Source organism: Mycobacterium sp. SM1 (assembly GCF_018361265.1).
Classification (GTDB): Bacteria; Actinomycetota; Actinomycetes; order Mycobacteriales; family Mycobacteriaceae; genus Mycobacterium.
This window is the reverse complement of record NZ_JAFLNH010000001.1, coordinates 2077538-2088748: the sequence shown is the minus strand read 5'-3', so window position 1 is coordinate 2088748 and position 11211 is coordinate 2077538. Positions and strand designations below refer to the sequence as shown.

General features: G+C 64.3%; 10 protein-coding genes and 3 pseudogenes. 4 read left to right on the top strand and 9 right to left on the bottom strand.

The genetic code is table 11. From position 1 onward, the window contains the following. The 4 genes from MSM1_RS09595 to MSM1_RS09580 all read right to left on the bottom strand — a co-directional run. On the bottom strand, positions 1-1716 hold a 1716-nt coding region (locus MSM1_RS09595), incomplete at its 3' end, for a recombinase family protein (RefSeq protein WP_307857322.1). Positions 1717-1789: 73 nt separating this feature from the next. Continuing rightward, positions 1790-1942 (bottom strand): hypothetical protein, encoded by a 153-nt coding sequence (locus tag MSM1_RS09590; protein WP_213441665.1) that lies wholly within the window; start codon positions 1940-1942, stop codon positions 1790-1792. Between the two features lie 223 nt (positions 1943-2165). After that, positions 2166-2645 carry a helix-turn-helix domain containing protein gene (locus tag MSM1_RS09585; protein WP_213439687.1) on the bottom strand — a complete coding sequence of 160 codons (480 nt, stop codon included), beginning with the start codon at positions 2643-2645 and terminating at the stop codon, positions 2166-2168. A gap of 174 nt (positions 2646-2819) precedes the next feature. Further along, positions 2820-3104, bottom strand: a complete 285-nt coding sequence (locus MSM1_RS09580) for a DUF5372 family protein (protein WP_213439686.1) — start codon at positions 3102-3104, stop codon at positions 2820-2822. A gap of 47 nt (positions 3105-3151) precedes the next feature. Here MSM1_RS09580 and MSM1_RS09575 point away from each other — a divergent pair. Further along, positions 3152-3931: pseudogene (locus MSM1_RS09575) on the top strand (IS21 family transposase); the annotation flags it as partial. 217 nt (positions 3932-4148) lie between these two features. Here MSM1_RS09575 and MSM1_RS21785 read toward each other — a convergent pair. From MSM1_RS21785 to MSM1_RS22945, 3 genes and pseudogenes are all read right to left on the bottom strand, one after another. Beyond that, a complete protein-coding gene (locus MSM1_RS21785; protein ID WP_236054845.1) occupies positions 4149-4469 on the bottom strand; it encodes a group II intron maturase-specific domain-containing protein in 321 nt (106 codons plus the stop codon). Positions 4470-4637: 168 nt separating this feature from the next. Then, positions 4638-4763: pseudogene (locus tag MSM1_RS22950) on the bottom strand (hypothetical protein); the annotation flags it as partial. Between the two features lie 121 nt (positions 4764-4884). Next, a pseudogene (locus MSM1_RS22945) lies at positions 4885-5166 on the bottom strand (reverse transcriptase domain-containing protein); the annotation flags it as partial. 962 nt (positions 5167-6128) lie between these two features. On the opposite strand from MSM1_RS22945, the gene istB reads away from it, so the two are divergent. Continuing rightward, positions 6129-6872, top strand: coding sequence for an IS21-like element helper ATPase IstB (gene istB, locus MSM1_RS09565; RefSeq protein ID WP_213441202.1), 744 nt, complete (start codon positions 6129-6131; stop codon positions 6870-6872). A 476-nt stretch (positions 6873-7348) separates the two neighbouring features. Here the strand turns inward: istB and MSM1_RS21775 are convergent, their stop codons facing one another. Next, positions 7349-7543 carry a hypothetical protein gene (locus MSM1_RS21775; RefSeq protein ID WP_236054842.1) on the bottom strand — a complete coding sequence of 65 codons (195 nt, stop codon included), beginning with the start codon at positions 7541-7543 and terminating at the stop codon, positions 7349-7351. A gap of 18 nt (positions 7544-7561) precedes the next feature. Continuing rightward, positions 7562-7939: a hypothetical protein gene (locus MSM1_RS21770; RefSeq protein ID WP_236054840.1), complete on the bottom strand. Its 378-nt coding sequence runs from the start codon at positions 7937-7939 to the stop codon at positions 7562-7564. A gap of 645 nt (positions 7940-8584) precedes the next feature. Between MSM1_RS21770 and MSM1_RS09555 the strand changes: the two genes are divergently transcribed. Continuing rightward, positions 8585-10039, top strand: a complete 1455-nt coding sequence (locus MSM1_RS09555; protein ID WP_213441201.1) for an aldehyde dehydrogenase — start codon at positions 8585-8587, stop codon at positions 10037-10039. Between the two features lie 45 nt (positions 10040-10084). Then, positions 10085-11197 (top strand): NDMA-dependent alcohol dehydrogenase, encoded by a 1113-nt coding sequence (locus tag MSM1_RS09550; protein ID WP_213441200.1) that lies wholly within the window; start codon positions 10085-10087, stop codon positions 11195-11197. Positions 11198-11211 lie beyond the last annotated feature (14 nt).

Here is an 11211-nt window from a genome sequence, read left to right as displayed (position 1 = left end):
GAGTAGTTCGTCAACGACGGCGACGATGTTGGCGGGTGTTTTGCGTTGCTCTCCAACGGGTTTGGGGGCGGGCAGGGTGAGCGTGGTGTCGGTGCCGCCGGAGAAGCGGACGTGCGCGGTGATGGTGTCGCTGTCGCGGTGGATGGTGACGTCGGTGAGGAGCAGCCGGGCGATGCGTTTGCGTTCCCGGGTGGGGGTGTGCGGGTCGTTCCAGATTGCGGGCAGGTCGGTGACCAGCTGGCCGATGCGGGCGCGTTGGGCGTCGGTGAGCTGCCCGGGGTGCTGCTGGCGGGCCTTGTCGTAGGCCTGTTGGGTGTCGCCTAGTTCGCGCAGGGCGGTGTTCCAGTCGGCTTCGAGGCTGTCGGCGACGAGCCGGTTGGCGGGGTCGACGGCCAGGTAGCGGCGCCGGGCCAGGTCGGCGCGGTAGCGGGCGCGTTCGACGTGGGCGGCGCGGATGCGGTCGGCGTCGGCGGAGCGTTGTTCGAGTTCGGCCGACACGGTGAGGGCTGCCTCTACAGCCAGCGGGGTCAGGGTGTCGCACAGCAGCTGTCCGATGCGCCGGTCGAGGTCGGCGCCGAAGATGTTGGCGCAGATCCGTTTTGCGTTCTCGATCCCGTCGCGTTGACACACGTAGGTGGGCAATGGCTGACCGCGGCGATGGTTGTAGCGCACCGTCATCCGTTTGCCGCACCGGCCGCAGATGATGATCCCTTGCAGCAGGGCAGGTCCCTCCCGAGGTGGCCCGCCGGCGCGGTCGCGGCCGTGCGCGGCGGCATTGGCGGCCAACCGGGCGCGGTTGGCGTCGTACTGGTCTAGGGTGATGTAGCCGGGGTGGGCGTCGGGAATGAACGAGATCCACTCCTCGCGCGGCAAAAGGGTGGACGACCATTTTCCGCTGGGCAGTTTGTGATGGCGGTAGCGGCCGTAGGTGAACGCACCGGCGTAGCGGGGATTGTGCAGCACCCGCAGCACGGTGTGATGCCCCAACGGCTTCCAGTCCAGTTCGTCCTTGCGGGGACCCTTGAGATGGCGCCACGGGAACAACAGGTCGGCCTCACGGAACGCCTTGACGCAGGCCGAGGCGGATCCGGTGGCGGCAAACGTGTCGAACAGGTGGCGCAGCGCGTGCTGCACCGCGGTGTCGGGGTCGAGCACGACGTGGCCGACGGCGTCGTGGGCCAGCCCGACCGGCAGCGGCATGACGAGCTCGCCGCGGCGGGCCTTGGATAGCACCCCGCCACGCAATCTTGCCTTGATGAAATGCAGTTCGGCCTCCGACATCTGGCCTTTCATGCCGAGCAACAGCCGGTCGTTGAACTGGCGGGGGTCATAGAGGCCGTCCTCGTCGCAGATCAGGGTGCCGGTCATGGCGCAGAGCTCGAGCAGTTGGTGCCAGTCGGCGGAGTTACGGGCCAGCCGCGAGCATTCCAGGCCGAGCACGATCCCGGCCCGGCCCAGCGACACCTCGGCGACCAGGTGCTGAAAGCCCTCGCGGTCGGCGGAGCTGGCGCCGGAGTGGCCTTGGTCGATGTCGATCACGCTGATCTGATCATCGGCCCAGCCCAGCGCGATGGCCCGGCTGCGCAGGTCGTATTGGCGGTGCGCGGATTCGGCGTTGTGGATGACCTGCTTGAGGGTGGATTGGCGGACATACAACAGCGCTGGTTTGGCCAGCTGAGCAGCGCTCACCTTGGAGGCGGCGGTATCGGTGAACACGGGCATGCTCCTTCCCGCCGAACACGGCGGTCATGGGGAGTGGGACGTTGCGGGTGCCGACGATCGGGGTGGGTTAGGTGCCGGCGAGCACAACAGCGGCGAGGGCATCGACGAGCTCGGCGGAGATCGGGGCCGACACCGCCGCGCCGACTGGGGCCGCCGTCGCGATCGGGGCCGGTCGGGTATCGGGGGTGAGGTCGGTCAGGGCGCGACGCCAGGCTGTCACGCCCTGGCGGGTGAGCACGGCGAAGCCCAGCGGGAACGCCTCGGCACGCGCGTGCAGGGCGGCGTGACGCAGCTGTTCGTAGCAGGCGTCCAGCCCACCACCGGGAACAGCGTGATCCTGGCCGGCATCCGAGCAGGTGCTCGGTTCAGCAGTCGCGGGGCCAGGCGAGGGTCTCGGGGACAGCGGCGGGGTGTCCTCCCTCCTGGGCTCGTGAGCGGATGAGTCAGCGACTTTTGGACTGCTGATCCCGGTAGCGGGCCAGCGCGCGCTCGATCGAGCGGGGGTGCACGCGCGCGCCGAAGCGGGCCGCGATCGGCTCCACCAGATCCGCCGACCGCAGACTCGGGTCGGTGGACAGCTGTTGGTCGGCGAACGCACACACCTCGTCGGTGAGCTTGTGTCCCCGGCGCGGTCCGGGCTTGCCGGGCACCAGCCCGTCCAGCCCTTGCTCGTCGAGCGTGGCGGCCGCCTCGTAGTAGGAGGGACGGGAATACCCGAACGCCTCGGCGGTCGCGGTGACCGAGTCGCCGTCCACCCGCACCCGCCGCACCATCTCGTATTTGACCTGCACCGCGTCGCGGGCGTCGAAGAACTCCTGCGAACGGAACGCCTCGTCGGTCACATCCTCGGGATGCGGGTTGAGGCAGCGCGCCTCCCGCAACGCTGCTACCTTCGGGTCCTCGCTCGCGCCTCGTCGGCCCATATCGCCTCCCAATCACCCAAACTGTTAGATGGATTATGCCGTTAAAGTATAGGGGTGAGGTGTTGACACGCCGCAGATAGCCGCGTGATCCGCGGGAATACTGGCGGATAGAGCCGAGTGACACGCCGACTGTGGGCAAGATCGTCAGTAATTCCGGCGTAATCTGGTTGACAGTCACGGCGTAATCTTCCTGACAGCCCGGTCCCGATCAGGCTGGGACCGCAGTCGGTCGATCAGATCCGCGAGGGCCAGCAGCCCCGCCGTGGTGAACGGGCAGCGGCCCTCGGCGACCACCACAAACGGATCGACCGGTGCCGCATCGGTCCAGCCAGTCAGAACCGAGAACAACTCCCCGTTCTCGTCATGCAGGTAGACCCGGTCCTCACCCCAGTTCTGCCGGTGAACGACGAACTCGTACTCCCGGCCATACAGCGGATGGAACCGGTGCGTGACCCGCACTTTGCGGTGCCGATCGTCGGGATTGGATGTAGTTGACGACGTGGTCCAAACCGCGCGTCGAACGGCCAATGACCTATGTGCGGGACTCGTTTTGGCGCGGCCGCCAGTTCACCTCACTGGCCCAGATGCAGGCCGAAGCACTGCGGTGGAGCCGGGAGGTGGCCGGGCTACGGCATTCACGCGCCCTCGACCGCGGTCAGCCACTGCGGGTGTTCGAGGCGTTCGAGGCACAAGCATTGAAGCCATTGCCGAGCAACGCGTTCGAACTCGCCACCTGGTCCATCGGCGTCGTCGGTGTCGACTCGCACCTCAAAGTCGGCAAGGCCCTCTACAGCGTGCCGTGGCGGCTGATCGGGCAGCGCCTGCACGCCCGCACCGCCGGTGACATCGTGCAGATCTTCGCCAGCAACGAGGTCGTCGCCACCCACGTGCGGCGGCCCTCCGGGCGCTCCCCCGACTTCGCCCACTACCCGCCGGCCGCCTTCGCGATGAAAACCCCAACCTGGTGGCGGCACACCGCCGCCGAGGTCGGGCCGCACTGTGAGGCCGTGATCGCCGAATTCATGCGCGACAACGCGATCCACCACCTGCGGGCCGCGCAAGGAGTGCTCGGGCTGCGCGACAAACACGGCTGTGACCGGCTCGAGGCCGCCTGCGCTCGCGCGCTCACCGTCGGCGATCCGGCGTATCGGACCATCAAAGGCATCCTCACCGCCGGCACCGAACACGCCGGCGCCACCCAACCGGCAACCGGCGCCGCCGCCACCGCAGCGTTCCTGCGCGGCCCCGACCAGTTCGGCGCAGGCGACACCAACGGCGTCGCCTGAAGATCAACCAATCCCGGAATCTAACCCAAGCGTCACCCGCACCGACTATTTAGTTGGGTCGGGAACTGGAGAAGCAATGAGCACTGACGGTAGGACCCAGGGCCTTGGTGCCGCCGGTTTCCCGGTCGGTTGTCCGTCCCCTGGTGCCCCTGGTCAGGTCGGTGCCGCTCCAGCTCCCGCCACCTCGAACCGTGCATGCGGTTCTCCCGCACACGGCTCACCGACGCCGTTCACCGCCGGCATTCGGTTTCTCCCGCCAGGGCTTGTTAGCCCTGGGTGCGATGACGGTTCCGTTCAGGCTGTACAACCCGCAGTAATCGGTGGACTGGTAGGCAAGCACGGACAGGCCAAAGCCGCGCCCGCGCTTGTGCTGCCTACCGGTAAACAGCGCCAACCGGTCTTGGGCGTGCTGCTGGATCTTGTGGAAGCGGATCGCGGAGTGGCCGTAGCGAAAATAGTTCGCCCAGCCACGCAGGAACCTGTTCAGGTCCTCCACCACCACCTCGACCGGCAGCAGCAGCCGAGACCGGATCGTCAACTGCCTGATCCGATCGCGTGCACGGTGCATCGCCCGATCACTGGGCCAGCGGGCCAAGAACGCCACACCACGTCTGCCGTGCACACCCCGCGAGCGCACCATCCGATGATGAAAGCCGAGAAAGTCGAGACCTTCTCCGCCCACCACCAATTCGACGATGCGGGTCTTGGCCTTCTTGGGCACCAAGCCCAACTCGGCCAGCAGCGCCCGCAGCCGCGCGAGCGCGGCGTGGGCTTGCTGTTCGGATTCGCGCATCACCAGCAGATCGTCGGCGAAGCGCACCAGCACCCCGAAAGCGCGGGTGTCCCAGGACCGGGTCGAGCCGGTGCAGGTACACGTTGCACAGCAAGGGGCTGATCACAGCACCTTGCGGGGTTCCGGTGCCTGGATGACGGACGACGCCGGATTCCATCACTCCCGCACGCAGCATCGCGCGCAGCAGCTTAAGCACCGACTGGTCGCACACCCGTTCCTCGACCGCTGCCATCACCCGGTCATGCGCTATCACCGAAAAACAATCGGCGATATCGGTCTCCACCACCGACCGCCTGCCCCGAAAGTTCTCGTCGACGAGCACCTGCAGGGCATCGTGCTGACCCCGCTTCGGGCGAAACCCGAAACCGCACGGGGCAAAACCCGCTTCGAAGATCGGCTCGAGCACGATCTTGGTGGCGGCCTGCACGATGCGGTCACGCACAGCAGGAATCGACAGCGGCCGCTGCTCGGTCGTTCCCGGCTTGGGGATATAGACCCGCCGCGCCGGAAGCGGCCGATACAACCCATCCCGCAGTCCGGAGAACAGCTCATCAAGGAGCCGGTCGATGCCGTACTCCTTTTCGATCCAGTCCAAGGTGGTCCGGTCAATGCCCGGTGCGCCGTTGTTGGTGCGCACCGCGACCCAGCCGCGCCACAGGACATCTCTGCGCAAGATTTTGTCCCACAACGCATGAAACCGTCGCCCCGGATCGGCCTTGGCCGTCCGGTACAGCGTGTGTTGCAGGGCACGCACCTTGTCCAACGCAACCTTGTCAGCGACAACAGTTCCGCTGTCGGCGGGACTAGCCGAAACGGCACTCACCGGGCACCTCCACAGTCACCCACACGCATCGACGAAGCAGTGGCCCTTCCCTCACCGGCGGTTGTGTTGTCCGCTCGGCTCAACCGGTACTACGACCACCTCCGACGCCCCCCCGGCTGGCTTCCACTTCCCGGCTCGTCGCCGGTTATAGGTCGCCGCGCCCCAACCGCTCTACGCAGTCGGTTGGGCCGGGGAGGGCCTCTCCAGTTCCCGTCACCACTATCCGAACGTTCCGAGCCCCTTACGCCGGGGAGTCCTTCACGGCTGCACTTCCAGGATCTTCACCGCTTCCATGGCCTTCGCCCTTCTCCTCCGGGCTCGGCACTCCCTGATCGCTTAACGACGCGGCAGGCTTCACTTCACGTTACGGACCGTTCGGTTGCACACCCCGATAACCGGGGCGTTCGACGCTGGGCTTCGACCCCGCCCGTTTCCAGACGACACCGCCAGCCTGCTACCGGGCCTCCTGACAGCTACCCGGACCGGACTTTCACCGGCAAGCGACGACGAGCTTACGAATCAGCCGCCAACCATTACATGATCAACCACCTTTCACTACTGGACGCACAGGAGACCACGCAATGGGTATCTGCGACCCCGCGCTGCGCACCCTGAAACTGTCCGGCATGCTCGACACCCTCGACGCCCGGCTCACCCAGACCCGCTCAGGCGAGATCGGCCACCTGGAACTCCTCCAAATGCTATGCGAGGACGAGATCGCCCGCCGCGAATCCGCTGCTCTCACAAGACGATTAAGACGGGCGAAATTCGAGGAACAAGCAACGTTTGAATGCTTCGACTTTTCCGCCAACCCGAAACTGCCGGCCGCGATGCTACGCGACCTGGCCGCACTGCGCTGGCTCGACGCCGGCGAATCGGTCATCCTCTACGGACCCGTCGGCGTAGGGAAAACCCACGTGGCACAAGCACTCGGGCACGCCGTCGCTCGGCGTGGCGGAGACGTCCGCTTCGTCAAAACCTCCCGCATGCTCTCCGATTTAGCCGGCGGGCACGCCGACCGCAGCTGGGGCAAACGTACCCGCGAATACACCAAACCCCTCGTGCTCATCTGCGACGACTGGGCTATGCGCGAGCACACCACCATGCACGCCGACGACCTCTACGAGCTGATCAGCGAGCGCGCAGTCAGCGGCAAGCCGCTGATACTGACCTCCAACCGTGCCCCGAGCGACTGGTACGGCCTGTTTCCTAACCCCGTCGTCGCCGAATCACTACTTGACCGCATCGTCAACACCAGCCACCAGATCCTCATGGATGGACCCAGCTACCGGCCCCGTAAACGGCCCGGACGCAACACCGGCTAGACAACACCACCGCGGGCACGGCAAGACCTACCATCGAGGCCCGCACCTGGGGAATTCCGTGACGGCAACCCCTGGGGAATTATGTGACGGTCGACACTCGGCCAACAACCGACGCAACTGCGCGCCGGTCCAGACCGCGCGTCGCGCGCCGACCACCCGCAGCCGCCAGGTGGCTTTCATCGTGGCTCCTCTTCACCAAGCACAAACAGGGTGGCTGACACGGCACGGCGGTAGGCGTCCTAAAGGTGGCCGATGGGCACACGTAGCCCAATAGCCCATTGTGGTTCCAACCTGCCAGTTCCCTAAAAGCTGTCGTATCGCAGCAAGATCCATGCTGCGCGCATAGTTGTGGGTAGGCGCAGGCCCGCCGCATCGCGTGCGGACTGAATCGCCCAGCCGCCAGCACATCCTCGAGATCGAGTAAGTGCGCCAGCCGGTTGCGCACACTGCCGCGGTGCAGCCGGTCGCCGGACTGGTCAGAAAACAGTCACCGCCCCGGCTGCGACTCGGGACCGCACGTCGACCAAATACCACTTCAGGGTCAGATGCAGCCCATCTAGCATCGGCACCCACCGCTGCCACTGCCCGGAACCCTTGGCGGCCTTGCCATATCGTACGAGGATCTTACCGAACGGGCCGCGGTCGAAGTGTAAGTCAGCGGCATCGTGCATCACCGCCTCCTCGGCCCGCTAGCCCGCGTGATAGAGCGTGCGAAACAGCGCGTAGTCGCAGCCGGCCGCGGCGAACACCCGTGCCGTGGTGATCCGCTCCCGCAGGAACGCAAAGAAAGCGTCCATCCGTTGCGAGGTCGGCGGCGCGACCTCCGGGGAATCGGTGCCGACGTGGCGGACGGCGTTGAACTCATCGATCGGGTCGACCAACCGCACCCCGAACAGCGCCTCGATCTCACCGGCCTTGCGCGCTAACAAGAACGTGAAGAACCCCTTGAATATCGACACGTAGCCCCGCCGCGTCGATGCCGCCATCCCGACCTCAGCCAACTCGCCCACGACGCGGTCGATGTCTTCGCAGGTCACCTCCCACGCGGGTCGCTCGCACGCGGCCAAGAACCGCTCCAGGGGCGACGCGCCGTTGTCGATGATCAGCGTGCTGAACCCCCGTGCGGCCTGTGACGACTGGTAATCCTCGATACATCGCGCCTGATAGGCGCCCGGATCCGGTGGAACGGCCCCATCATCCGGGCCTAACCAGGCAGGCGTCAGCCGCCGGGAATGTGCCGCACGCGCGCACTCTCAAACGAGGCAACGAAGGGAGCTACGCGAGCATTTTGGCTGAGTCAACATCACCCCTTGACCCGCGGTGATTTCTACTGTCTAATCGTTAGAAATAATCCGACGGCCTGGAGGAAGGCGCCTTCACCAACCTCCGCGGAAGGGACGTCTCATTCCGCGCTAGTGAAGACCATCTGGGTGCCCTGCTACTTGCCGCCGCGGGTTGAACTCACAGCGAGGTGATAGTGCGTCAGGGCGGACCACTTACAGGCGAAACCGGCGCCGCAGTGAAGCGTCATGCGGGCCGTGCCTACGGCGGAGACGCCGCCAGGGCGTTAGCGAACTCGTTCACCGCAAAAGTCTCTTCCCGTCGAACAGACCAGCCATCTACCTGGAGTTCGGAGCTGCACCCTGCCCCGAAAAACCAACGACCTCATCGAGTCAAGCGATAGCCAGAAAGCATTAGGAAGGGTCGTAAACATGACGGTATCGGAGTTCATCGAGCGCGACACCTTATTCATAGGCGGTCGTAACGTTACTCCAGCGACCTCGGCAATGATCACAGTCAAGTCGGCTAGCACGGAGCAAACCATCGGAAATGTCGCGGCCGCGGCTGAGGCAGACGTCGACGCCGCGGTGGACGCAGCCCGAGCCGCGTTCTGCGACCCCAACGGGTGGGCCGCATGGGAACCGTCTCGGCGCGCCGACGCGCTGACCGCCCTGGCGGCCGTCATCGGCGATCATGGCGAGGAATTCGCCACCCTTGTCAGTGCTCAAAACGGAATGCCTATCTCGACCGCCCGTCAGATAGAAGGCGGCTTTCCTGGCGCGCTGTTGAAATACTACAGCGCGCTCGTACGCGAGCAGCCCGTCGAGGAGCATCGGCAAGGAATCCTTGTCGACGACGTGGTTATCCGACGTGAACCCATCGGTGTTGTGGCGGCCGTTGTGCCCTGGAACTATCCGCAGACACTCCTGTTCACCAAACTGGCTCCGGCATTAGCCGCTGGCTGCAGCGTCATCGTCAAGCCATCCCCCGAGACGGTTCTTGACGGGTCTCTCCTCGCCGACATTCTCGAACAGCACGAAATTTTGCCACCTGGAGTCGTGAATTTCGTACCCGGTGGTCACGAAATCGGCGCTTATCTAGTCAGCCACCCTGGCATCGACAAGGTGGCATTCACCGGTTCGACCCCGGCGGGGCGCTCAATTGGCGAAGTATGTGGACGCCTGCTGCGCCCGGTCACCCTCGAACTGGGCGGCAAATCGGCCGCTATTTTACTCGATGACGCCGATCTCGCTGCAATCACAGCCGACCTGTTCGCGGCGACCATGATGAATAACGGCCAGACATGCTTTATCAGCAGCCGCATTCTCGCACCCCGCAGCCACTACCAAAAAGTGATCGATGTGCTGACAGACATGGCGTCATCAGCAATCGTGGGAGATGCGCTGGACGACAAGACAATGATCGGACCAATGGTGTCCGAAGCTCACCGCGAACGTGTGGAGAGGTACATCAGAAAAGGCGAGGCCGAGGGTGCCAGAGTGACCACTGGTGGTGGGCGCGGCGGGCATGATCGCGGCTGGTTCGTGGAACCAACGATTTTCGCCGACGTCAACAATCACATGACCATTGCGCGAGAAGAGATCTTTGGCCCCGTCGTGACCGTTATTCCCTACGACGACATCAACGAGGCGGTCGCCATGGCAAATGACTCCGAGTATGGATTGGCTGGCACCGTTTGGACGCGGGACAAGGACAAAGCGCTCGACATAGCGCGCCGCGTACAAACGGGGACATTCGGCATAAACACCTACTTGCCCGACCCGGTCGCGCCATTCGGCGGCGTCAAGTCGAGCGGCATAGGACGCGAACTCGGCCCCGAAGGGCTGGCCAACTACCAGCAACCCAAATCAATTTACGTGCGTTGAATCAAACTGCAAACAGCAAGTTCAGTCGAAAGATGGGTGAACCACATGAAGACTCGCGCAGCCGTCCTTTGGGACCGCGAAAAAGACTGGAGTGTCGAGGAGATCGATCTCGACCCACCCAAGTCTGGCGAAGCCCTCGTAAAGATCGTAGGTAGCGGGCTGTGCCACTCCGATGAGCACATTCGGTCTGGCGACTTGCCCTGGCCGCTTCCGATCATTGGGGGCCACGAAGGCGCGGGTGTAGTCGAGGAAGTCGGGCCCGACGTTAACGGGCTCGCGCCCGGCGATCACGTTGTCTTCAGCTTCACCCCAGCCTGTGGGCGATGCCGGTGCTGTTCACGAGGAATGCAGAACCTTTGCGAACAAGGGATGTACATGGCTGAGGGCTATCAGCTGTCTGACGGAACATCACGTCACCACGCACGCGGCGGCGTGGATCTTCGCATCCTGCTCCTATTGGGCGCCTTCGCCGAACACACGGTCGTCAACGAGGCCAACTTGGTCAAGATTGACACCGACATTCCCCTGGATATCGCTTGCCTGGTCGGTTGTGGCGTCATCACCGGATGGGGCTCGATGGTGATGACCGGCGAGCTAAAGGCCGGAGATACCGCAGTCGTGGTCGGCATAGGCGGCGTCGGCATTAACGCCATCCAAGGTGCTGTGTCCGCCGGAGCCGAATTCATTGTGGCGGTCGATCCAGTGCCATTCAAACGTGAGCAGGCGCGAGCCTTCGGAGCGACACACGCCGTTTCCACGTCCGAAGAGGCGACAAACCTTCTGCAAGATCTGACCAAGGGGAGGATGGCCGACGTCGTTGTGAACACAGCGGGGCTTGGCACAGGAAAACAGGTCGGGTTGAGTTTGGCCATGGCAGGTAAGCGCGGGCGCGTCGTCGTAACGAATCTGCACAACGCCATGGAGAACGAAGTCTCGCTCAACGCAATCGATCTTGTGCTTTACGAAAAACAACTGCGAGGATCACTTTATGGATCAGCTAATCCCAGAGCAGATATCCCGCGATTCCTTGACTTATACCGCCACGGCAAGATCAAACTCGACAATTTGGTGACTAAGCGCTACAACCTGGACGAGATCAACGACGGTTACCGAGACTTGCTCGACGGAAGAGTATTGCGAGCAGTCATGTCGCTATAGCTGTTTAAGCACAC

Coding starts and splice junctions, on each gene's coding strand:
- MSM1_RS09550 (WP_213441200.1), top strand. CDS start 10,085: ATGAAGACTCGCGCAGCCGTCCTTTGGGACCGCGAAAAAGACTGGAGT.
- MSM1_RS21775 (WP_236054842.1), bottom strand. CDS start 7,543: ATGCACGATGCCGCTGACTTACACTTCGACCGCGGCCCGTTCGGTAAG.
- MSM1_RS09585 (WP_213439687.1), bottom strand. CDS start 2,645: ATGGGCCGACGAGGCGCGAGCGAGGACCCGAAGGTAGCAGCGTTGCGG.
- istB (WP_213441202.1), top strand. CDS start 6,129: ATGGGTATCTGCGACCCCGCGCTGCGCACCCTGAAACTGTCCGGCATG.
- MSM1_RS09555 (WP_213441201.1), top strand. CDS start 8,585: ATGACGGTATCGGAGTTCATCGAGCGCGACACCTTATTCATAGGCGGT.